The sequence below is a fragment of the Lentzea sp. NPDC092896 genome, from assembly GCF_044754905.1.
Lineage (GTDB): Bacteria > Actinomycetota > Actinomycetes > Mycobacteriales > Pseudonocardiaceae > Lentzea.
Map to the genome: position 1 here is coordinate 696,691 of NZ_JBIVPX010000005.1, position 21,196 is coordinate 717,886.

Here is a 21,196-nt window from a genome sequence, read left to right on the forward strand (position 1 = left end):
AGGAACGGGGTTACCGGTCCGATCAGACCTGCCCGGCGGGATCGGACTTCAGGAACGGCCCGACCCGCTTGCGCGCGATCAGCACGCAGATGGCGAACGTGATCACCGCGCCCGCGACCGCCTGGGGCACCGTGTAGGCGCGCCCGTCGAACGCGGACCCGGTCGGCGGCAGGATGATCGCGATGATCGCCGAGGTCACCATGGCGAACATCCGGAACTTCGGCCCGACCACCGCGGTGGCCAGCGGAATCGCCGCCCACAGCACGTACCAGGGTTGCAGCACCGGCCCGAGCACCAGGATCGCGCCGAGTGCCGCGCCCAGCCCGTTCATCGCCTTGATCCGGCCCTTGAAGCTGCGCCACAGCAGCACGATCGTGATCACGACGGACACGCCCTGCCCGAGCATCCTGGTCAGCGAGATCATGGCCTCGGTGTGGTTGCCCAGGCCGAGCATGATCCCGGTGCCGGCCCCCAGGAAGCCCAGCGCGGTCGGCGGGGACATCCACGACTTCACGGTCGACGCGACGTTCAGCGTCTCGACCCAGCCGAACCCGAACCCGGTGCCGAGGCAGATCACCACCACCCCGACCGCGGCGATACCGGCCATGATCGCGGCCACCAGCGCCAGGTGCTTGAACTGGCCGCCGAGTTTGCGCGCCACCATCACGCCGAGGAAGCCCAGAGCGGCCATCGCGGGGATCTTCACCATCGCCCCGCACACGATGACCCCGGCGCCCAGCGCGATCCACGACCACTTCAACGGTTCCAGCCCGCGCATCGCGAGCTCCAGGCCGACCAGCATCAGGCCGAGCGCCAGTCCGTCGTTGTGCACGCCGATGACGATGTGGAACAGCACCAGCGGGTTCAGCGCGCCCAGCCACAGCGCGCCGACCGGCGGTACCCCGAACCGGGCGGCGAGCCGGGGCAGCGCCCACACGATCATGCCCAGGCCGACCAGCACCAGCAGCCGGTGCACGAACACGCCGGACACCACGTGGTCGCCGGTCAGCATCGCGGTCAACCGGCCGAACGCCAGGAACAGCGGCCCGTACGGCGCCGGCGTCTCCCGCCAGATGTTCGGCACACCGCGCGTCAGCACGTGGTCGACGCCCAGCGCGTTCGCGGGCCCCAGCTCGTACGGGTCGAGCCCGCGCGCCGCGATCTCGCTCTGCGCCAGGTACGAGTACACGTCGCGGGAGAACATCGGCACGCAGAAGACCAGCGGAACGGTCCACATCAGCAGCGTGCGGTCCATCTGACCGCGCGAGATCAGCCGCGGCCTGCCGGGCTTCACGAACCGGCCGAGCGCCAGCCAGGCCGACACGATCATGAAGATGCCGGTCCAGACGACCCCCATCGCGACACTGGGCATCCTCGAGAAAAGCCCGAGAACGGGCACGCCGTAGAGCGGCGAGTAGATGGGCGCGGCCCCGCCGCCCAGGGATCCGACGGTCAGCAGCAACGCGCCGATGGTGCCCCAGCGACGGACGATGTCCAGCTGGCGACGCTCCCGACCGTTCAAGAGGTCGCTCTCCGGAGTTACAGCTCCGCCGTTCGTGGACATGTCAGGAGGGTATCGAGCCACGTTCAGCCGTGAGTCAGGTCACCCTGTGACCGCGATCTTTGCTACCTCCGGCTAAATACGCAACACTGGTGTTGTGAAAAACGCCGAGAGCTTCCTTGACGCCGTGCCGCAGCACGACGGCAAGACTCGGCGTGCTGTCGCCAGGCTCCTCCTGGAGCAGGGCCCGGTCACCGCGGCGGGTGTCGCCGAGGAGCTGGGCATCAGTCCCACGGCCGTGCGTCGTCACATAGACGCGCTGCTCGCGGACGGTGAGGCGACGACGAGGGACGCACCGCGGCAGACCCAACGTGGCCGTGGCCGTCCCGCGAAGCTGTTCCTTCTGACTGACGCCGGACGCGCCCGGTTCGGCCACGCCTACGACGACCTCGCGGTCGCCGCCCTCAGGTTCCTCGCCCAGACGGGTGGGGAAGAGGCAGTGCGCGCCTTTGCGCAAAGTCGTGTCGACGCACTCGTGGACGGTCATCGTTCGACGATCGTGGCCCAGGTCACGCCCGCCGAACGGGCCAAGGCCCTTGCGACCGCGTTGACCAGGGAGGGTTACGCTGCGGCGGCGCGAAACGTGGGTACGGGCGAGCAGTTGTGCCAGCACCACTGCCCGGTCGCCCACGTCGCCGCCGAGTTCCCCCAGCTGTGCGAGACCGAGACGGAGACGTTCGCGAACCTCCTCGGTACCCACGTGCAGCGCCTCGCGACGATCGCCCGCGGCCACGCCGTGTGCACGACGCACATCCCGAACATTGCAAATCGGATCCCAGATGATGGAGGGGAGCCCGCATGACTGCCGCTGCCGAGCAGCGCACGCCCACCACGGTGCAGTCTCCGCTCACGCAGGAAGAGACCATCGCGTCTCTCGGCAACTACGAGTTCGGCTGGGCCGACTCGGACACTGCCGGCGCGAGCGCACGCCGAGGCCTCAGCGAGGATGTCGTCCGCGACATCTCGGCGAAGAAGAGCGAGCCCGAGTGGATGCTCGAGTACCGGTTGAAGGCGCTCAAGCTCTTCGACCTCAAGCCGATGCCGAGCTGGGGCGCTGACCTCTCTGGGATCGACTTCGACTCGATCAAGTACTTCGTGCGGTCCACCGAGAAGCAGGCCACCAGCTGGGAGGACCTGCCCGAGGACATCAAGAACACCTACGACCGCCTGGGCATCCCGGAGGCCGAGAAGCAGCGCCTCGTCGCGGGTGTCGCCGCCCAGTACGAGTCCGAGGTCGTCTACCACCAGATCCGCGAGGACCTGGAGGAGAAGGGTGTCCTCTTCCTGGACACCGACACGGCGCTCAAGGAGCAGCCGGAGCTCTTCAAGGAGTACTTCGGCTCCGTCATCCCCGCGGGTGACAACAAGTTCTCGGCGCTCAACGCCGCGACGTGGTCCGGCGGCTCGTTCATCTACGTGCCGAAGGGTGTCCACGTGGACATCCCGCTGCAGGCCTACTTCCGGATCAACACCGAGAACATGGGCCAGTTCGAGCGCACGCTGATCATCGTCGACGAAGATGCCTACGTGCACTACGTCGAGGGTTGCACGGCGCCGATCTACTCCTCGGACTCGCTGCACTCGGCCGTCGTCGAGATCATCGTGAAGAAGGGCGGCCGCTGCCGCTACACGACGATCCAGAACTGGTCGAACAACGTCTACAACCTGGTCACCAAGCGCGCCAAGGCCGAAGAGGGCGCGACCATGGAGTGGGTCGACGGCAACATCGGCTCCAAGGTGACCATGAAGTACCCGGCCGTCTTCCTGATGGGCGAGCACGCCAAGGGCGAGGTCCTCTCGATCGCGTTCGCGGGCGAGGGCCAGCACCAGGACGCCGGCGCCAAGATGGTCCACATGGCACCGCACACCTCTTCGACGATCATCTCGAAGTCGGTGGCGCGGGGCGGTGGCCGCACGTCGTACCGCGGCCTGGTCCAGGTCAACAAGCGGGCGCACCACTCGAAGTCCACGGTGAAGTGCGACGCGCTGCTGGTCGACACCATCAGCCGCTCGGACACCTACCCGTACGTCGACGTCCGCGAGGACGACGTGCAGATGGGTCACGAGGCCACGGTCTCGAAGGTCTCCGAGGACCAGCTGTTCTACCTGATGTCGCGCGGCCTGAACGAGGACGAGGCCATGGCGATGATCGTGCGCGGGTTCGTCGAGCCCATCGCGCGCGAACTCCCCATGGAGTACGCCCTCGAGCTGAACCGCCTGATCGAACTGCAGATGGAAGGGGCCGTCGGCTGACATGGCCGCCCTGTCTACGAAACCTCACTCCCACGGCGCTGTCACCCCGGTCGCCTCGCGCGCTGAGCACTTCGCGTCCTACGACGTAGAAGCGTTCGAGGTCCCGGGTGGCCGTGAGGAGATCTGGCGCTTCACGCCTCTCAAGCGTCTTGCCGGTCTGCACTCCGGCGCTGCGGCAACGGGTTCCGCTGCCGTCGAGGTGTCCGCCGCCGCCGGCGTCACCGTCGAGACCGTGGGTCGTGACGACTCGCGGCTCGGCACCGCCGGCACCCCCGGTGACCGCGTCGCGGCGCAGGCGTACTCGTCCTTCGAGAACGCCACGATCGTGACGCTGCCCGGCGACACCAAGACCGAGCCGACCACCGTCACGGTGACCGGCGCGGGCGTCGGCGCCGTCGCCTACGGCCACATCCAGATCAAGGCCTCTCAGTTCGCCGAGGGCACCGTGATTCTGGACTTCCGCGGCTCCGGCGCGTATGCGGACAACGTCGAGTTCCTCGTCGCGGACGGCGCTCACCTCACGGTGATCACCATCCACGACTGGGCCGATGACGCCGTGCACGTCTCGCAGCACCACGTGAAGCTCGGCCGCGACGCGACCATCAAGCACACCGTGGTCACGCTCGGCGGCGACGTCGTGCGCGTGACGCCGGTCGTGCAGTACGCGGGTCGCGGTGGCGACGCGGAGCTGTTCGGTCTGTACTTCGCGGACGCGGGTCAGCACCAGGAGCACCGGCCGTTCATCGACCACGCGCAGGCCAAGTGCCGCAGCAACGTCGTCTACAAGGGCGCGTTGCAGGGCGATGGCGCGCACACCGTGTGGATCGGCGACGTGCTGATCCGCGCGGCGGCCGAGGGCACCGAGACGTTCGAGCTGAACCGGAACCTGATCCTGACCGACGGCGCGCGTGCCGACTCGGTGCCGAACCTGGAGATCGAGACCGGCGAGATCGAGGGCGCGGGCCACGCCAGCGCCACCGGCCGGTTCGACGACGAGCAGCTGTTCTACCTGCAGGCGCGCGGCATTCCGGAGGACCAGGCACGGCGTCTCGTCGTGCGCGGCTTCTTCCAGGAGCTGATCGCGAAGATCGCCGTCCCCGAGGTGCGCGAGCGCCTCGAGGCCGCCATCGAGGCAGAGCTCGAGGCGGTCGGCACGTGATCAAGGTGTGTGCACTGTCCTCATTGGACGACCGCAAGCCGTTCGCGGCCAGCGTCGACGACGTCGATCTGGTGCTGGTGCGCGACGGCGAGCGGGTGCACGCACTCGCGGATCTGTGCTCGCACGCCGCGGTGTCGTTGAGCGAGGGCGAGGTCTCCCGCAAGGGGATCGAGTGCTGGTTGCACGGGTCGTGCTTCGACCTGGAGACCGGCAAGCCCTCGTCGCCACCCGCCAGCGAACCGGTCGACGTCTACGCCGTCGACATCCGTGACGGCGACGTCTTCGTCGACGTCACCGTCACCACGAACTGACTTCTAGCTACACCACCAGGAGAACGGCAAGTCATGGCCACCCTTGAGATCAAGGACCTGCACGTCTCGGTCGTCAGCGAGGACGCTCCCAAGGAGATCCTCAAGGGCGTCGACCTGACGATCAAGGCCGGCGAGACGCACGCCATCATGGGCCCCAACGGCTCCGGCAAGTCCACGCTGTCCTACGCGATCGCCGGGCACCCGAAGTACACGATCACCTCGGGCACCGTCACCCTCGACGGCGAGGACGTCCTCGAGATGTCCGTCGACGAGCGCGCCCGCGCGGGCCTCTTCCTCGCCATGCAGTACCCGGTCGAGGTCCCCGGCGTCTCGATGTCGAACTTCCTGCGCACCGCCGCCACCGCCGTCCGCGGCGAGGCCCCGGCCCTTCGCCACTGGGTGAAGGAGGTCAAGGGTGCGATGGCCGACCTCGACATCGACCCGGCGTTCGCCGAGCGTTCGGTGAACGAGGGCTTCTCCGGCGGTGAGAAGAAGCGCCACGAGATCCTGCAGCTGGGCCTGCTCCAGCCGAAGATCGCGATCCTGGACGAGACCGACTCCGGCCTGGACGTCGACGCCCTGCGCGTCGTGTCCGAGGGCGTGAACCGGTACAAGGCCTCCGGTGAGGTCGGCGTCATGCTGATCACGCACTACACCCGGATCCTCAAGTACATCCAGCCGGACTTCGTGCACGTCTTCGCGAACGGCCGGATCGTCGAGTCCGGTGGCCGCGAGCTGGCCGACGTGCTCGAGTCCGAGGGTTACGTGAAGTACACCGGATCCAAGGAAGCCGCAGCCCTTTCCTGACGTTCTAGGTGTTGAGAGGAGGCGCTGTGACCACCACCGCAGCACCACTGGACGTAGCCGCCCTGAGGGCGGACTTCCCGATCCTGTCTCGCACCGTTCGTGACGGGAAGCGCCTGGTCTACCTGGACTCCGGCGCCACCTCGCAACGCCCGACGCAGGTTCTGGACGCGGAACGCGCGTTCCTGGAGCAGCACAACGCCGCTGTGCACAGGGGCGCCCACCAGCTGGCCGAGGAAGCGACCGACGAGTACGAGGGTGCGCGTCAGCGCATCGCGGACTTCGTCGGTGCCTCGTTCGGCGAGCTGGTGTTCACCAAGAACGCCACCGAGGGCTTCAACCTCGTGGCGTACGCGATGGGCAACGCCGCGACCTCGGGTCCCGAGGCCGCGCGCTTCGTCGTGGGTCCCGGCGACGAGATCGTCGTGACCGAGATGGAGCACCACGCGAACCTCGTTCCGTGGCAGCAACTCGCTTCTCGCACCGGCGCGACGCTGAAGTGGTTCGAGCTGACCCCGGACGGTCGTCTCGACCTGTCCGATGTGGACAGCGTGATCACGCCGCGCACCAAGGTCGTGGCGTTCACGCACCAGTCGAACGTGACCGGCGTGATCAACCCCGTTCGGCTCCTGGTCGCCGCCGCGCAGAAGGTCGGCGCGTTGACCGTGCTGGACGCGTGCCAGTCCGTTCCGCACAGCCCGGTCGACTTCCACGAGCTGGGCGTCGACTTCGCGTCGTTCTCCGGCCACAAGATGCTCGGCCCGTCCGGCATCGGTGTCCTTTATGGACGCCGAGAACTGCTGGAGGCGTTGCCCCCCTTCATCACCGGCGGTTCGATGATCGAGCTGGTGAAGATGGAGGGCTCGACGTTCGCACCGCCGCCGCAGCGCTTCGAGGCCGGTTCGCCGATGACGTCCCAGGCCGTCGGTCTGGGTGCCGCGGTGGACTACCTGAGCGTCGTCGGCATGGAGCGGATCAACGCCCACGAGCACGCGCTGACCGTTGCCGCGCTGGAAGGTCTGTCGGGCGTCAAGGGTGTTCGCCTGATCGGCCCGCTGGACGCGGCCGACCGAGGCGGCGCCGTGCCGTTCGAGATCGAGGGCGTCCACCCGCACGACGCCGGCCAGGTGCTCGACAGCCTGGGCATCGCCGTCCGCGTGGGCCACCACTGCGCGTGGCCGCTGCACCGCTGCCTGAACGCGCAGTCGTCGGTGCGCGCGACGTTCTACCTGTACAACACGCTGGACGAGGTCGACGCACTGGTCGACGGAGTCCGCGAGGCGCAGAAGTTCTTCGGGGTGGCCTGATGCAGCTCCAGCAGATGTACCAGGAGATCATCCTGGACCACTACAAGAACCCGCACGGCCGAGGCCTGCGGGACCCGTTCGACGCGGAGTCGTTCCAGGTCAACCCGACCTGCGGCGACGAGGTGACGCTGCGGGTCAAGCTCGACGGCGACCTGGTGAAGGACGTCTCCTACGCCGGCCAGGGCTGCTCGATCAGCCAGGCCTCGACGTCGGTGTTGACGGACCTCGTCGTGGGTAAGCCCGTGGGCGAGGCGTTCAAGAAGATGGACGCGTTCGTCGAGCTGATGCAGAGCCGCGGCCAGATCGAGCCCGACGAGGACGTCCTCGAGGACGGCATCGCCTTCGCCGGTGTCTCGAAGTACCCGGCGCGCGTGAAGTGCGCGCTGCTGGGCTGGATGGCCTTCAAAGACGCAGTAGCACGAAGCCAGGGAGCAGCATGAGCACCGAGGAAGTCGTCCGGGGAGCCGAAGGCATGCCGGTCTTCGAGCCCAAAGCTGACGTCGCCGCGCTCGACGACCTCGAAGAGGCGATGCGCGACGTCGTGGACCCGGAACTCGGCATCAACGTCGTGGACCTCGGCCTCGTCTACGACATCCACGTCGACGAGAAGAACGTCGCCACGATCGACATGACGCTCACGTCCGCGGCCTGCCCGCTGACCGACGTCATCGAGGACCAGACCCGCGCCGCCCTCACCGGCGGTGGCAGCGGTGGCCTCGTGGCGGACTTCCGCATCAACTGGGTGTGGATGCCGCCGTGGGGTCCGGAGAAGATCACCGACGACGGCCGCGAGCAGCTGCGCGCGCTGGGCTTCACCGTCTGATCTCAGTTCGTTCGAACGGCGCGCACCCCACGCGGGGTGCGCGCCGTTTGCTTTGTGTGCAAGCGGTTGGTCCGGAAGCGCTAGTGACGGCCCCGGGTGCGCCTGGGATGGTGGACGGTGCCAGTCGGCCTGGGGGCTTCCGGCTCACGCCTTCGATTCGGGAGGCTCGTTCTCGCGCGCCCCTGGGCCTTCACCACACCTGGGGGACAGACGCATCATGCAGAAAAAGACCACTCTCGGCAGACGTGTCGCCGTCTGCTTGACGACCGTTCTCGCGTTCATCGGAATGGTGGCCGCACCCGCTCAGGCGGACACCGAGAAGCCGCCTCCCGGAATCAGCGCCGAAGCGTGGCGGGCCCGGCCCGCCGCCCCGGTCTTCAGCGCCTCGGCCAGCCCGATCCTCTGCTTCTCCGGACACGTGCAGGGCATCGGCTGGACGGCCTGGGACTGCAACGACGGGGACTGGGCCTACGCGGGTACCGAGAACCAGTCCCTGAGCCTCGAAGCCATCCTGATCATCGCTCACAGCACCGGCGGCAGGACGTGTGCCCAGGCGCACAGCAAGGACATCGGGTGGGGAGCCTTCCCCTGCGAGGACGACGGGCGGGAGTTCGCGGTCGGCACGACCGGACAGAGCCGCCAGATGGAGGCGTTCAGGTTCCGCCACACCACTCGGTGGAGCTGCAACAACGCGCACGGCCAGAACTACGGGTGGCAGAAGGAAGGCTGCGTCGGTCCTGACCAGTACAGGATGGCGGGTACCACCGGCCAGTCGCTCCGCCTCGAGGCCGCGACGGCCACCATCCTCTGATGCGTTGATCATGTCGTGGAGGGGCCGCCCGAAGGGCGGTTCCTCCACACCGTCCGATCTCGGTTCGTTCGAACGGCGCGCGTCCTGCGGGGTGCGCGCCGTTCGTCGTTCAGAGCAGGTCGAGGAACGTCGTTGCCAGCGGGCCGTTCAAGGACGTCCGGCGCGCCTCGGCGACGCTCACGAGCCGGGAACGCAGCTCGTACCCGTCGGTGTCGGTCCAGTCGGATCCACCGGCGCGTTCGGTCGCGGTGCCCTGAAAGACGACCTGGAGGAAGTCCGGGTAGGGGTAGAGGTAGTCAGGACGCCTCGGGGCGAGGTGTTCGAAGTGCAGCCATCCCAGCGGGCGAAGGCTTTCACCGTCGAGCAGCCATCCAGTCTCCTCGTGCACCTCGCGCCGCACGGTGTCCGCGTGCGTCTCGCCGGGATGCCGCCGGCCACCGGGCAGGACGTGGCCGCCGTCGACGTTCTCGCAGAAGACGACCAGCTCGCCGACCCGCACGACGCACCGGACCGAGGTGACCAGCTCGTCAGGCAGGTCGGCCGGACCGGCGTGGGCGCTGACCCGCAACGGCATCGCGCCGCCCAGCCAGGACACCTCGTCGGTGGCGGCGGGTGTGCACGACCAGCAACCTCGCCACGTCCGGATGGCGCTCCCCGAATCCGGGCCCAGTACCCCACATGAACGCCATCGAAACAGAGATCCACCATCTGGAACACCGCGAGAAGCTTGATTAAATGCGTTGCGAGCTTGTCCGAAGCTCGCATAGCTTGGTCCCATCACGAACGACAGAGATCAACCGGAGGAAGACATGCTTGCCAACGCACAGCTCGCGGGATGGCGAATTCTCGCCCTCATCGCCGGCGGTCTGCTGGCGGTGGCGTGGGGCTCCACGCCATGACCTGATCCCCAGGTCATGACCTCGGAGCCGCCCACGGGAAACCTGGGCGGTTTTCTTTTTGTCCTCTGTCGATGCCGATGAGCTTGGGAAGCGGAACGGATTCCAAACCCGTTACCCGAGGGTTCGACTCCTTCCATCGGTGCTGCTCGAAAACAATGCGGTCGTGGTGAACTCGGCGGACACGTCGGTCTTCCAAACCGAAGAAGAGGGTTCGATGCCCTCCGACCGCTCGCTACACGTGGATCTAGCCCAACTGGTAGAGGCACATGGTTGAGGGCCATGACAGTCAGGGTTCGAATCCCTGGATCCGCACGCCCCGGTAGCCCAACGGAAGAGGCAACGCGCTCAGAACGCGTCCAGTGCAGGTTCGAATCCTGCCCGCGGCACTGCACAACTTCATACAACGGGGGACGCGCCGGCGCGCAGGTGATCCTTGCAAGATCGCCCTGGAGGGTTCGACACCCTCGTCTTCCACTCCGTCCCGTAGCTCAGCCCGGTGAGAGCGTCCGTCTGATACGCGGTAGGTCCCAGGTTCAAATCCTGGCGGGACGACCACACGATAAATTGGACCCACGACCAAGGGGAGTGGGTGGGAGTGGCGCGTCTTCACGTCGGCTGCGCGATGTGGAACCACAAAGCGTGGCCCGGTCGGTTCCTGCCACAACCCTTGCCACCGAAGGAACGTCTGCGGGCATACGCGGGCTGGTGCAACGCGGTCGAGGGCAACACCACCTTCTACGCGACCCCTGCCAGGACCACCGTGGAAACGTGGGCGCAGCAGACCGATCCCGGATTCCGGTTCGTGGTGAAGCTGCCGAAGGTCGTCACGCACGAGCGCAGGTTCGCCGGGGTCGAGGTGGAGATGCGAGCGTTCCTGGACGCGATCGAACCCCTCGGTGAACGGGCCGTGCTGTGGACGCAGCTGCCCGCGTCGTTCGGCCCGCTCGATGTCGAGGCCCTCGGCCGGTTCCTGCGCAGGCTGCCCACCAACCTCCGGCGCACGGTGGAGGTGCGTCACCTCGACTTCTTCACCGACGCTCGTTCAACCGAACTGCTCGAAGCAACGCTCGACGACGCGCGCGCCGAGTGGATGACGTTCGACACCGAGGTCCTCTTCCAGAGCCCGCCGACCAGCGAGGGCGAAGCGGAGGCGTGGGCCAAGAAGCCGAGGATGCCGCGGCGGACGCGTGCGCTGACCGATCGGCCGGTCGTCCGCTACCTGGGCCGGGACTCCGTCGAGGAGACGGTCGAGGGATGGCGGCCGTGGGCCGAGGTGGTCGCGAACTGGCTCCGCGAAGGACTCTCGCCGACGTTCTTCGTGCACACGCCCAACAACGACGACGCACCCGCTCTGGCCCGTCGCTTCCACGACGACGTGCGCGTGCTGGTTCCCGGACTCGATCCACTGCCCGAGCCGGAACCGGTCGAGCCCGCGACCCTGTTCTGAGCCGTACAAAGGAACTGTGGATCACAGCAGCAGAGCGATCTCCGCGGCGGGCGCCCTCTTCTTCGACGACGCCGGTCGCCTTCTGCTCGTCGAGCCGACCTACAAGCCGCACTGGGAGATCCCGGGCGGGGTGATCGAGCACGGCGAGACTCCGAGCGAGGCCTGTCGCCGCGAGGTGGCGGAAGAACTGGGCCTGGTCAGGGAACCCGGCAGGCTTCTCGTGGTCGACTGGGCACCCCAGGGCGACCAGGACCGCGTCCTGTTCGTGTTCGAGGGCGGCCTGCTCACCGCCGACGACCACATCCAGCTCCAGGCGGAGGAGCTCGGGCGGTACGAGTTCGTGACCCCGGACGAGGCAGGCCGGCGCCTGATCCCGAGACTCGCGCGCCGCGTCTCCGAAGCGCTGCGTGCCAGGGAATCAGGCGAGACCCGCTACCTGGAGCACGGCGTGGGCAGGTCGGACGGCTAGGCGTAGACCCGTTCGACGAACGACGCCAGGTCGTGCTCGGACAGGTGCCGGGCGAGATCCGCCTCCGACACCATGCCGACCAGCCGGTGGTCGTCGATCACCGGCACCCGCCGGATCTGGTTGTCCTCCATGGTCCTCAGCACCTGCGCCACCGAGTCCGAGGCGTCGACCCAGTGGACGTGGCAGCCGAACTCGCTGACCTTGGTCGAGGTCAGGTCCAGACCGCCGGCCACGGCCCTGATCACGAGGTCGCGGTCGGTGATGATCCCGCGCAGCCGGTCGTCCTTGCCGCAGATGGGCAGGGATCCGACGTCGAGGTCCCGCATCATGCGGGCGGCCTCGACGAGGTTCGCGTCCTCGTCCACGCACTGCACTCCGGGGTGCATGATCTCGCGCGCTGTCGTCACAACCTCTCCTTCCGGCCTTGTTCCACGAGCATCCGCTCACCCGCGTCACCCCGCAGATCAGTCCGCTGAACGGACTAGACCCTTGCCTGCCCAACGGCCCAGAGTGCTACTCTGAGTGTTCCTAGAGTGACGCAGTTGCTATCTCCGGGGGCCGCGATGAGGCTGTTGGCGCGACTGACCGACGATCCCTGGGGCGGCCTTTCACCGTCCGTGTACGAGACGGGCAGACTCGTCGCGCTCGCTCCGTGGTTGCAGGGGCACCACGCCCGGATCCGGTACCTCCTCGACACCCAGCACGCCGACGGGACGTGGGGCGGTCCCGGCGAATACGCGCTGGTCCCGACCCTGAGCGCGGTCGACGCGCTGCACGAGCACCCGGCCGCGCGCAGAGGTCTCGAAGCACTGCGCAAGCTGCTCAGCCGCCCGGTGAAGCTGCCGGACACGGTCGCCGTCGAGCTCATCGTCCCCGCGCTCGCCGAACGGCTCGGCCTGCGCACGTCGCTCGACCCGCGCCCGTTGCACGCCCTCAGGCAACGCCCGCTGCCGGACAAGCTCTGGCACACGCTGGAGATCTTCGGCCCACGTCCCGAGGTCGTCGCGGTCGGCGGGGTCGTCGCCGCCAGTCCGGCCGCGACCGCGGTCCAGCTGCAGGGCCCGGTGCCGGGGGCCGGCCTCCGCTACTTGGAGGCCGTCCAAGAACGACACGGAGGTCCCGTTCCCGCCGGAGTCCCGGTCCCGCTGTTCGAACGCTCCTGGATCATCGTCGCCCTCCGGACCGCGGGCGTGGACGTGCCCGATCCGATGGTGGAGCAGCTCCACGCCGCGTTCGGTGCACGAGGTGCGGCAGGCGGACCGGGACTACCTGCCGACGCCGACGACACGGCCACCGCGCTGCACGCCCTCGCGTTGTGCGGCAGCCCAGGTCCGGCGGACACCCTCGAGCACTACCGGGAAGCCCGCCACTTCGCCTGCTTCCCGAACGAGCGCACCCCGTCGACCAGCACGAACGCGCACGCGCTGCAGGCCGTCGGGCACGACCGGGAACTGGAGGAGTGGTTGCGGGACATGCAGGAACCGGCGGGCAACTGGCGCGACAAGTGGCACGCCTCGCCCTACTACGCCACCGCGTGCGTCACGAACGCCTTGCAAGGCAACGAAAAGGCCGTCGACTGGGTCCTCGGCACCCAGCACGACGACGGCTCGTGGGGCCGTTGGGAAGGCACCTACGAGGAGACCGCCTACGCCATCCGGATCCTGTCGCACGCACAGCGGGACGTCACCGCAGCGATGAGCCGCGGCGCGAAGTTCCTGCACGAGTGGGGAGACCGCGAGCACCCGCCGTTGTGGCACGACAAAGACCTTTACACCCCAACGAGAATCGTCCAGGCGGAAGGCCTGGCCGCACTCCACCTCGCCTGCGCGGTGCGCCGGTGAACCGGGCGGAGCTGCGGTTCACGTTGCGGCTGATCCCGTTCCTCGACTCGGTGGAGAGCGTCGAGGACGGCCTCGTCAAGCTCCGGGACCGGCGCTGGCTCGTCTGGCACCCGGACGTCATGGCCGCGCTCTTCCGCAACGACCGCGCGTTGCGGCACCCGCCGAGCCGCACGCTGAGCCCGTTGCTGGGCAACCGATCCGTGCTGTGGCTCGACGGCGCCGAGCACACCGCGTACCGCCGCACACTCGCCCCGATGCTGCGGGGCGCCCGGTACCAGGCGTTGATCGAGGAGATGACCGACCGCTCGATCGCCGAACTGCCGAGCGGTCCGACCAGCGTCTCCGCCTGGACCAGGAAACTCACCCTGAGGATCATCGGCCGCGTCCTCTTCGGCGTGGACGACGACGAACTGCTGACCGCGTTCACCCGCTGGCTGGACCGGCGCCTCGGCAGCCGCGCCCGCACCCTCGCGCACCGCTACCTGACCCCCGGCACCACCCGGTTCGACCCGCGGCTGGACGCGATGTTGTTGCACCGCGTCCAATCCGCCGAACCACCGGCGCTGGCAGCGTTCCTGCCCAGGCGAGACCTGCGCGACCAGGTGGTCTCGCTGCTGTTCGCGGGCCACGAGACCACCGCGAGCGCCACCGCCTGGACGTTGTACTGGATCAGCCGGACACCGGGTCTCGACGACAGCCGGCTCGACGCCACGATCAGGGAGTCGCTGCGGCTGTCCCCGCCCGCCGCGCTCGCCGGCAACCGGATGAGCGACGAGGGCATGGTGATCACGCCGAGCATCTACCTGGCGCACCGCCGGGCAGCGACGTACGAGAACCCGCACGTCTTCGACCCTGCTCGCACGCCACCGCCGCCCGGCGCGTACTTCCCGTTCGGCGGGGGAGTGCGGCACTGCCCCGGCAAGGACCTGGCGCTGCTGGAGATCCGCCTGATCGTCCGGGCGTTGCTGGCGCACAGGCACGTTCGGCTCAGTTCCCCGACCAGCACACCCCAGCTGCGGGGCGCCGCGATGGCGCCGCCGCCGGACCTCGCGATGGTGGCCACTTGCCGGCGTTGACCCATCTCCACCGCCTGGAACACCCCTTCGGCATGCACTACGCGTGCGCCGCCGCCTGGGGTGCCTGCTACGCGACGAGATTCGACCTCGCCGTCGTGATCGCGGTGCTCGCCAACTTCGTCGCGATCATCTCCGGCAACCCGCTCAACGCCTACGCCGACGTCCGCAACGACATCCACACCACCGACAAACGCCATCTGGCCCAGGCGGTGCAGGAGATCGGTGCGCGGAAGGTGCTCGCGCTGGCGATCTTCGAGATGATCTTCGCGCTCGCGCTGGCGACCGCCGTGTCGTGGAAGGTCGCGGTGGGCGTCGGGCTGATCCTGGTGCTGTACCTGGCCTACAACCTCGAACCGGTCAGGTTGAAACGGCGCGGATATTCCGGTCCTGTGGTGCTCGCGATCGCCGCGGGGCTGCTGCCGAGCATCACGGCCTACTCGGCGGCGGGGGGACAGGCCGATCCGGCGGTGTGGCTCGTGTTCTCCGGTGTCGCCGCGCTGGCGACGGGGCGGGCGCTGTGGTGGGCGGTCCCCGATCGCGCCGGCGACGCCCGTGTCGGGTCACGCACCCCAGCAGTCGTGTACGGGACGAGGCACGCCGTCAACGCGACCACCCAGCTGACCGTCGGCGGGTTGCTGCTGGTCGGTGGCGGGCTGTGGTTCCGGTTCGGGCCGTTCTGGGCGGCGGTCGGTGTCGTCGCGTGCTCGGCGTTCCTGCTCGCGCGAGACCTGCCGACAGCGGGTCAGCAACTCCGCTACGGCATGTCGATGGCCGTGACGTCGACGATCGTGCTGGCCGCGATCCCGTTGCTGGCCTAGATCTTGCGCGCCAGGCCGCCGGAGCCGTGGAAGTTCTCGGGATTGCGGTCCTGGACCTCGCCGGGATCCGGTTCCCACAACGGGATCGGCACCACGCCCGGTTCCAGGACCTCCATGCCGTCGAAGAACCGCACGACCTGCTCCGGGTACCGGAACGTGAAGGCGGGCAACGGCTGATCCCCGTACATGGCACCGAAAAGCCCCACCGCGGCCAGCATGAACGGGTCGCGGCACGTGTGCGAGAGCCCGAGATAACTGCCGGGCGCCAGCGCGTTCAGGTACTTGGCCAGCACCTTGTACGGCTCGGCGTCGTCGGAGACGAAGTGCAGCACGTCCAGCACCAGCACGGCGACCGGCTCGGACAGGTCCAGCGTCGAGCGGACCTCCTGCGACTCCAGCACCTTCTCCGGATCGCACAGGTCCGCGCACAGGTACGACACGCGCGGCTCGTCCGCGACGATCTCCCGGCCCTCGGCCGCCACCGCCGGGTCGATCTCCACGTACACCACGCGCGCGTCGGGCGCGACGAGGTGCACGTTGCCCGCGGTGGGCAGGCCGGAGCCGAGGTCGATGAACTGCCGCACGCCGAGCGCGGTCAGTCTCCTGACGACCCTGCCCAGGAACGAGCGGTGCGTGCGGCACAGGTACGGCAGGTGCGGTGCCGCGGACACGAGGTGGTCCGCCAGTTCCTGGTCGGCCTCGGTGTTGCGGGTGCCGCCGAGCCAGTAGTCCCTGACCCGCGCGGTGTTGGGAAGCTCCGGGCCGTTCACTCCCGGTGCCCAGATGGGGGTGGCCACGGGGATTAACTACCGGATCGAGGCTTGGAGGTGACCCAAGCCGACCCCAGATTTACCCGATCGAGTGAACGTCAGACCGGTGCTGTCTGCGCGACCAGGAATCCCACCACGTCGTCGCGGCGACCGCGGCGCGCGAACGCCCTGCGCTGCCGCACCGCGCCCGTGCCGTCGAGCAGCAACCGGTCGATCCCGGTGGTCACCATCTCGTAGTCACCGGAGAACTCCAGCGCCGGCCGGATCCACCGCAGCAACGACGCGACGATCGAGGACGCCGGCGCGGGCGCGCCGGTGACCGGGTCGATGCCGAAGCCCTCCAGACCGTCCCGCGCGGCACGCCACATCGCGACCTTCAGCAGATGCGGCGGCGGTGTCACGGGCGTCGCACCGGAACTCAGTGCGGTGGCGGCGATCCCGCGCACCAGAGCGGCCATCAGCACCGCCTCCTCGACCGTCGGCGCGACGTCGGAGACCCGCAGTTCGAGCGTGGGATGACGGGCGGAGAGCCGGATGTCCCAGTAGAGCATCCCGGCGTCCATCGCCGCGCCGCTCGCCACGATCTCCTCCCGTGCCGTGAAGTACTCGGCCGCGGAGTCGAAGTGCGGCGGCGCACCCGAAGTGGGCCAACGGTTCCAGACCACGTACCGCCAGCTCGCGTACCCCGTGTCGCCGTCGAGCCAGTACGGCGAGTTCGCGCCCAGCGCGAGGATCGTCGGCAGCCACGGCCGCAGGTGGTTGCTCACGAAGATCTTCGACTCGTCGTCGGGCAGCCCGATGTGCACGTGACAGCCGCAGATCGCGAGGTCGTTGGTGAGCGCTCCCATCTCCTGCGCCATCCGGTGGTAGCGCGGGGAGTTCGTCAGCGGCGTCGGCATCGTGAGGCCCAGCACGGGCGTTCCGGTCGCGGCCAGTCTCGCGTCGTGCCGCGCGGCCCGTTCGATCAACGCCCGCCGCGCCACCGCGAGTTCGTCGCGCAACACGCCCATGTCCGTGCAGATTCCGCTGGCCGATTCCACCTGATACTGCGCGATTTCCGGCTGCAGATCGACCTCGAACCGGTCGGCCCCGGCGAGCACTTCCTTGGCACGGTTGGCCAAATGGCCGGTGGAGGCTTCGACGAGAACGAATTCTTCTTCCACACCAACGGTGAGGAGGCCATCCGAGCTCGTGCGTTGCGCGGGTACCGCTTGAGTTCTGCTGCCGACGTGCACGCCGAACCTCCAGTGCGCTGAGTAGCAACATCGATGCTATGAGTGATCAGCGCGCCGCACAGGAGGCGTTTGGTTGTACTTGTTAACTCACCGCGCGTTGCGCGACACCACGAAGCACGTCACGTCGTTCCGTGCCCGGCCGGCCCATGACCCAGCTGGACCCCGCAAGCGACTTCGCGTGCTCCTTCACCGGTGCCAGCAACCGCGACACCTCGCGATACGACCCCACTGATCCCGGGGCACAGATAAGGGTCGCAAGAGAGAGGGTGACGTGTCGTCCTTCTGCCGTGTACGACTTGTCGAGCAAACGCGCACTCAGCGGCACCGTTTCGTCGAGCCCGGCCAGCAGGAGGAAGTCGTCGCCGCCGACGTGCCCGACCTGCACACCGGGGAACGCGTGCGCCAGGTCCGCCAGGTCGTGCCCGATCTCGCGGATCAGATCGTCCCCGGCCGCGAACCCGACCGTGTCGTTGACCAGCTTGAAGCTGTCGACGTCCAGCCAGGAGATCGCGAAGATCTCGCCGGCCTCGATGCGCTGGTCCACGTTCTTCGCGACCGCGTCACTGCCGGGAAGACGCGTCAGCGGGCTCAGCGCGGCCGCCTGCTCCACCTTGAGCTCCGCGACACCGCGCACAACGTCCGCCACGCGCACAACGCCCATGCACCGCTCGTTGTGGTCCACGACGATGAGGTCGTCGTTGGTGCGCTCACGGTTCGCACCCGTCACCACGTCCAACAGGTCGAGCGCCGACGACTCGGTGCCGATGACATGTGGCTTGTCCGCGAGCCGTGCGGCCTCCCTCTTGGCGTGCAGGGCATGGCCGTACGGACCCGTCACCGCGAGAAGGAACCTGTTGCGGTCCACCGACCACTTGGGGCGACCCTCGTCGTCCACCAGCACGACACCCGTGACCGACGGCTGCGACGCCAGGACCTCACGCACCTCTTCACTGGTCGCGTGCTCGTGCAGCGTCGTCGCCGGGTGCAGGAACGCCGTGATCCGGGGACCCGTGGTGCTGCGCCGGATCTCGCCGGTCTCCGTGACCGCCTCCGGCGCGATGCGGGCGTTCACCGCCGGTCTTCGCTGCGGGGGCGCGAGGAGCTTGCCCTGCGCGTACCCCACCCCCAGCTTCCGCAGGTAGGTCAGCTCCGCCTCGGTCTCCACGCCCTCGGCCACGACCTGCCCGCCCGTGTACTCGCCAAGGTGCACCAACGACTTCACCAGCGCGCCCCGCGCGGCGTCGTCGGGCAGCGTGCGGACGATCTCGCGGTCGAGCTTGACGTAGTCCGGCGACGCGCTCGTGAGCAGGCCCAGCGGCACGTCGCCCTCGCCCACGCAGTCGAGCGCGATGCGGAAACCGTTGTTCCGCAGCGTTTGCATGCCACGGGCGAGGCGCGCGCGATTAGCTCGTGAGTACGGTTCACCGATCTCGATGACAATGCTGTCCGGCGAACGCCCCGCGTCCCGCAGAGCACCGTAGAGAGGGCTCATCACCTCGGGCTTGTCCGCGATCGTGATCGCGAGCAGGTTGACGTGCAACGGCAGCAGCAGGTCGAAGTCGGCCGCGGACCGGATGGCGCGGCAGGCGAGTCCGACGTCGGCGTTGGCCAGCAGGCCCGCCCGGAAGGCGGCCTGGAGCAGATCCTGCACGCTGCCGTCGTGCGGCCGGGCCAGAGCCTCGATCGCGACGACGCCCCCGGTGTTCAGGTTGAACAGCGGCTGGAAGGCGAACCTGACGTCATCCAGCAAGGCGGGCACGCCTCCGATCGTGCCGGTGCGAACGACGCGCACCAAGCGGGTTCACCAGCTGTTCACGAGGTTGGCGACGATTTGCCACGCCGGGGCTGCGCTCGGTGACACGACGTTCACGCTGGGAGTTCGCTAGAGGAGTTTCCACCTGAGGTGGGCCGGCGCGGCCCTGAAGATCGCCGACATGGCCTTCGCCGTTCCCCTGACGTCCTCGCGGCCGGACAGGTACGCGCGCTGCAGTTCCGGGTCGAGCCGGAAGAACAGCTCGAAGAAGTCCTTCGTCTCGTCGGCGTCGAGGCGGAGCAGTGCTTCGAGGCCGTGCTTGCGCATGGCGTGCACGACGCGGGCCTTGCGGGGCCAGATGACGTGCTTCGGGTCCTCGTTCGCCTTGATCGCCTGCGCGACCTGCGGGGCGAGTTGCAGCGAGGTGGCGACGCTGTAGCCCGTAGCGGGGTGGATGAAGCCGGCCGCCGCACCGAACGCGTTGCTTGTTCTTGGCGCGTCCAGTGGGAAGCGCACGCGTTCTTCTTCGTGGCTCGGGGTCAGGCGGGCGTGCAGGCGGTCGCGGAGTTCCTGGAAGGGCATGCCGGGCCGCCGCGCCAGACAGGTCTCCTCCACGAGGACTCGGTTGCCGCCCAGCGGGACCGTGTAGAGGAACGTGTCGCCGTTGCCGCGCCAGTCCATCAGCGTGGTCTCGGTGCTGTCCGACTCGATGACCGTGCCTACGGCCGTTTGTTCGGCACGGCCCTTGCGCGCGCCGGTGGCGTTGAACGTGTAGCGCGCTGCTTCTGGCCGTTGGAGCACTTGGATTGTGTCCGGCAGTTCGTGGAGCTTGGCGTTGTCCAACACGACGTAGGTGCGTTGGATCAGGTGCTCCTCGCGCGCGTACGCGCGAACAGTGGTGCTTGCGGACTTGATGGGGGTGTCGGTGGGGAGTTCATCGGCCCACGCGCCGTACGTCGCCGTCCAGGGCCGGTGGGGGTGACGGTCGACGATCGCCGTGTGGAGACCTTCGTTTGCACAGGCGCGTGCGAGCGCACGGCCTGCCGGACCTCCGCCAATCACCACCACGTCGAACGTCACGAGGTCCATGATTGACCTTGTGGCCAAGACCTACCGCCAGCACCTCGTCCGTCGCGTCGGCAACGTCGTCATCAGTCGCGCTGTCTCTCTCGGCATCGCGCCCTCCTACTACGTGCTGCTGACCATCCGTGGCCGGCGCAGTGGTGCGGAGCGGACGATTCCCATTCGTCTGATGCAGCACGACGGCCAGGAGTGGCTCGTCGCGCCGTACGGCGTTCGCGACTGGGTGCACAACGCACGGGCGGCTGGTTCGGCGGTCCTGCGAAGGGGACGTAGGTCACGTCAAGTCGTTTTGAACGAGGTTTCCGCGGCCGTCGCGGCGCCCGTGCTGGCCGCTTACGTGCGTAAAGAGCCGGTGACTAGGCCTTTCTTCGACGCACGGGTCGGCGACCCCGTCTCTGCGTTCGAGGCGGAGGCCGACCGCCATCCGGTCTTCGCGGTGACGAACGCGCAGGTCAGTGGCGGTTCTGGCGCTTAGGTGACCCCCCGATTTGGAGATCGAAAGTGCCCCGTGTAATGTTCTCCAAGTCAGAGCGACACGGGCCGGGAAACAAGCCGGAACGGGCCTGACCACAAAGCCGGAAGACGAAAGCCTCCTAGAGGCCGATTTGACACCGGCGCGCAAGACAAAATAAGCTTCAGCAACACAAGCCCCGGAAGTAAGTCAGCGAAAAGCTGATGTGACTGCGGTGTGCGCGTGTTCTTTGAGAACTCAACAGCGTGCCGAAACACAGCCAGTAATATATGAATTACCTCCTCGTCGAGGTAGTTCCTTTGAG

Annotated in this window: 22 protein-coding genes and 5 tRNA genes; 20 read left to right on the forward strand and 7 right to left on the reverse strand. The window is 68.2% G+C overall.

All coding sequences use genetic code 11. From position 1 onward, the window contains the following. Positions 1–22 precede the first annotated feature (22 nt). Positions 23–1,564, reverse strand: coding sequence for a polyprenol phosphomannose-dependent alpha 1,6 mannosyltransferase MptB (mptB, locus tag ACIQF0_RS27725; protein WP_360031321.1), 1,542 nt, complete (start codon positions 1,562–1,564; stop codon positions 23–25). A 94-nt stretch (positions 1,565–1,658) separates the two neighbouring features. On the opposite strand from mptB, the gene ACIQF0_RS27730 reads away from it, so the two are divergent. The 9 genes from ACIQF0_RS27730 to ACIQF0_RS27770 all read left to right on the forward strand — a co-directional run bounded on the left by ACIQF0_RS27730 (position 1,659) and on the right by ACIQF0_RS27770 (position 9,029). After that, a complete protein-coding gene (locus tag ACIQF0_RS27730) occupies positions 1,659–2,363 on the forward strand; it encodes a helix-turn-helix transcriptional regulator (protein WP_401033838.1) in 705 nt (234 codons plus the stop codon). Further along, positions 2,360–3,814 carry a Fe-S cluster assembly protein SufB gene (gene sufB / locus ACIQF0_RS27735; RefSeq protein WP_401033841.1) on the forward strand — a complete coding sequence of 485 codons (1,455 nt, stop codon included), beginning with the start codon at positions 2,360–2,362 and terminating at the stop codon, positions 3,812–3,814. The genes ACIQF0_RS27730 and sufB overlap by 4 nt, the downstream gene beginning before the upstream one ends. A 1-nt stretch (position 3,815) precedes the next feature. Further along, positions 3,816–4,973, forward strand: a complete 1,158-nt coding sequence (sufD, locus tag ACIQF0_RS27740) for a Fe-S cluster assembly protein SufD (protein WP_401033844.1) — start codon at positions 3,816–3,818, stop codon at positions 4,971–4,973. Next, complete coding sequence (locus ACIQF0_RS27745; RefSeq protein ID WP_093601368.1) at positions 4,970–5,284, forward strand: non-heme iron oxygenase ferredoxin subunit; 315 nt, start codon at positions 4,970–4,972, stop codon at positions 5,282–5,284. Before sufD ends, ACIQF0_RS27745 begins: the two co-directional genes overlap by 4 nt. 33 nt (positions 5,285–5,317) lie before the next feature. Then, positions 5,318–6,091 (forward strand): Fe-S cluster assembly ATPase SufC, encoded by a 774-nt coding sequence (gene sufC, locus ACIQF0_RS27750; protein ID WP_360031314.1) that lies wholly within the window; start codon positions 5,318–5,320, stop codon positions 6,089–6,091. A 26-nt stretch (positions 6,092–6,117) separates the two neighbouring features. Then, positions 6,118–7,395, forward strand: a complete 1,278-nt coding sequence (locus tag ACIQF0_RS27755) for a cysteine desulfurase (protein WP_401033848.1) — start codon at positions 6,118–6,120, stop codon at positions 7,393–7,395. Beyond that, on the forward strand, positions 7,395–7,835 hold the full coding sequence (gene sufU / locus ACIQF0_RS27760) for a Fe-S cluster assembly sulfur transfer protein SufU (RefSeq protein ID WP_360031310.1): 441 nt from the start codon (positions 7,395–7,397) through the stop codon (positions 7,833–7,835). Before ACIQF0_RS27755 ends, sufU begins: the two co-directional genes overlap by 1 nt. After that, positions 7,832–8,218: a metal-sulfur cluster assembly factor gene (locus tag ACIQF0_RS27765; protein ID WP_093601376.1), complete on the forward strand. Its 387-nt coding sequence runs from the start codon at positions 7,832–7,834 to the stop codon at positions 8,216–8,218. The genes sufU and ACIQF0_RS27765 overlap by 4 nt, the downstream gene beginning before the upstream one ends. Positions 8,219–8,477: 259 nt before the next feature. After that, positions 8,478–9,029 (forward strand): hypothetical protein, encoded by a 552-nt coding sequence (locus ACIQF0_RS27770; RefSeq protein WP_401033852.1) that lies wholly within the window; start codon positions 8,478–8,480, stop codon positions 9,027–9,029. A gap of 109 nt (positions 9,030–9,138) precedes the next feature. On the opposite strand, the gene ACIQF0_RS27775 is transcribed toward ACIQF0_RS27770, so the two are convergent. After that, on the reverse strand, positions 9,139–9,624 hold the full coding sequence (locus ACIQF0_RS27775) for an NUDIX hydrolase (RefSeq protein WP_401033854.1): 486 nt from the start codon (positions 9,622–9,624) through the stop codon (positions 9,139–9,141). A 377-nt stretch (positions 9,625–10,001) separates the two neighbouring features. Here ACIQF0_RS27775 and ACIQF0_RS27780 point away from each other — a divergent pair. The 7 genes from ACIQF0_RS27780 to ACIQF0_RS27810 all read left to right on the forward strand — a co-directional run bounded on the left by ACIQF0_RS27780 (position 10,002) and on the right by ACIQF0_RS27810 (position 11,844). Then, positions 10,002–10,070, forward strand: a tRNA-Trp gene (locus ACIQF0_RS27780). A 15-nt stretch (positions 10,071–10,085) separates the two neighbouring features. Then, a tRNA-Gly gene (locus ACIQF0_RS27785) sits at positions 10,086–10,158 on the forward strand. Between the two features lie 8 nt (positions 10,159–10,166). Continuing rightward, positions 10,167–10,240 (forward strand) — tRNA-Leu (locus tag ACIQF0_RS27790). Between the two features lies 1 nt (position 10,241). Next, positions 10,242–10,314, forward strand: a tRNA-Leu gene (locus ACIQF0_RS27795). 91 nt (positions 10,315–10,405) lie between these two features. Then, positions 10,406–10,483 (forward strand) — tRNA-Ile (locus ACIQF0_RS27800). A 67-nt stretch (positions 10,484–10,550) separates the two neighbouring features. After that, entirely contained in the window at positions 10,551–11,375 is an 825-nt protein-coding gene (locus tag ACIQF0_RS27805; RefSeq protein WP_401033921.1) for a DUF72 domain-containing protein, read from the forward strand. A gap of 16 nt (positions 11,376–11,391) precedes the next feature. Further along, positions 11,392–11,844 (forward strand): NUDIX domain-containing protein, encoded by a 453-nt coding sequence (locus tag ACIQF0_RS27810; protein WP_401033857.1) that lies wholly within the window; start codon positions 11,392–11,394, stop codon positions 11,842–11,844. Here the strand turns inward: ACIQF0_RS27810 and ACIQF0_RS27815 are convergent. Beyond that, the gene (locus tag ACIQF0_RS27815) at positions 11,841–12,251 is read right to left on the reverse strand and encodes a CBS domain-containing protein (protein ID WP_401033860.1); all 411 of its coding nucleotides are present in this window, start codon (positions 12,249–12,251) and stop codon (positions 11,841–11,843) included. The genes ACIQF0_RS27810 and ACIQF0_RS27815 overlap by 4 nt on opposite strands. Before the next feature lie 156 nt (positions 12,252–12,407). On the opposite strand from ACIQF0_RS27815, the gene ACIQF0_RS27820 reads away from it, so the two are divergent. From ACIQF0_RS27820 to ACIQF0_RS27830, 3 genes are read left to right on the forward strand one after another with little or no spacing between them, the layout of a single operon-like run. Further along, a complete protein-coding gene (locus ACIQF0_RS27820) occupies positions 12,408–13,685 on the forward strand; it encodes a prenyltransferase/squalene oxidase repeat-containing protein (RefSeq protein ID WP_401033863.1) in 1,278 nt (425 codons plus the stop codon). Then, on the forward strand, positions 13,682–14,761 hold the full coding sequence (locus ACIQF0_RS27825; RefSeq protein WP_401033866.1) for a cytochrome P450: 1,080 nt from the start codon (positions 13,682–13,684) through the stop codon (positions 14,759–14,761). Before ACIQF0_RS27820 ends, ACIQF0_RS27825 begins: the two co-directional genes overlap by 4 nt. Beyond that, positions 14,749–15,579 (forward strand): UbiA prenyltransferase family protein, encoded by an 831-nt coding sequence (locus ACIQF0_RS27830; RefSeq protein ID WP_401033869.1) that lies wholly within the window; start codon positions 14,749–14,751, stop codon positions 15,577–15,579. Before ACIQF0_RS27825 ends, ACIQF0_RS27830 begins: the two co-directional genes overlap by 13 nt. Here ACIQF0_RS27830 and ACIQF0_RS27835 read toward each other — a convergent pair. From ACIQF0_RS27835 to ACIQF0_RS27850, 4 genes are all read right to left on the reverse strand, one after another. After that, on the reverse strand, positions 15,576–16,376 hold the full coding sequence (locus tag ACIQF0_RS27835; RefSeq protein ID WP_401033871.1) for an SAM-dependent methyltransferase: 801 nt from the start codon (positions 16,374–16,376) through the stop codon (positions 15,576–15,578). The two genes, ACIQF0_RS27830 and ACIQF0_RS27835, sit on opposite strands and share 4 nt — an antisense overlap. Positions 16,377–16,447: 71 nt before the next feature. Further along, the gene (locus ACIQF0_RS27840) at positions 16,448–17,512 is read right to left on the reverse strand and encodes a glutamate--cysteine ligase (RefSeq protein ID WP_360031295.1); all 1,065 of its coding nucleotides are present in this window, start codon (positions 17,510–17,512) and stop codon (positions 16,448–16,450) included. 154 nt (positions 17,513–17,666) lie between these two features. Further along, entirely contained in the window at positions 17,667–19,343 is a 1,677-nt protein-coding gene (locus ACIQF0_RS27845) for a GGDEF domain-containing protein (protein ID WP_401033875.1), read from the reverse strand. Between the two features lie 123 nt (positions 19,344–19,466). Next, positions 19,467–20,426 carry a lycopene cyclase family protein gene (locus ACIQF0_RS27850; protein ID WP_401033878.1) on the reverse strand — a complete coding sequence of 320 codons (960 nt, stop codon included), beginning with the start codon at positions 20,424–20,426 and terminating at the stop codon, positions 19,467–19,469. 10 nt (positions 20,427–20,436) lie between these two features. Between ACIQF0_RS27850 and ACIQF0_RS27855 the strand changes: the two genes are divergently transcribed. Then, positions 20,437–20,895: a nitroreductase family deazaflavin-dependent oxidoreductase gene (locus ACIQF0_RS27855; RefSeq protein ID WP_401033880.1), complete on the forward strand. Its 459-nt coding sequence runs from the start codon at positions 20,437–20,439 to the stop codon at positions 20,893–20,895. The last annotated feature ends 301 nt before the right edge of the window (positions 20,896–21,196 follow it).

Bases quoted from the DNA above. Each gene is read 5' to 3' on its own strand.
- sufU (WP_360031310.1), top strand. From the start codon at position 7,395: ATGCAGCTCCAGCAGATGTACCAGGAGATCATCCTGGACCACTACAAG.
- ACIQF0_RS27820 (WP_401033863.1), top strand. From the start codon at position 12,408: ATGAGGCTGTTGGCGCGACTGACCGACGATCCCTGGGGCGGCCTTTCA.
- mptB (WP_360031321.1), bottom strand. From the start codon at position 1,564: ATGTCCACGAACGGCGGAGCTGTAACTCCGGAGAGCGACCTCTTGAAC.
- ACIQF0_RS27765 (WP_093601376.1), top strand. From the start codon at position 7,832: ATGAGCACCGAGGAAGTCGTCCGGGGAGCCGAAGGCATGCCGGTCTTC.
- sufB (WP_401033841.1), top strand. From the start codon at position 2,360: ATGACTGCCGCTGCCGAGCAGCGCACGCCCACCACGGTGCAGTCTCCG.
- ACIQF0_RS27805 (WP_401033921.1), top strand. From the start codon at position 10,551: ATGTGGAACCACAAAGCGTGGCCCGGTCGGTTCCTGCCACAACCCTTG.
- sufD (WP_401033844.1), top strand. From the start codon at position 3,816: ATGGCCGCCCTGTCTACGAAACCTCACTCCCACGGCGCTGTCACCCCG.
- ACIQF0_RS27850 (WP_401033878.1), bottom strand. From the start codon at position 20,426: ATGGACCTCGTGACGTTCGACGTGGTGGTGATTGGCGGAGGTCCGGCA.
- sufC (WP_360031314.1), top strand. From the start codon at position 5,318: ATGGCCACCCTTGAGATCAAGGACCTGCACGTCTCGGTCGTCAGCGAG.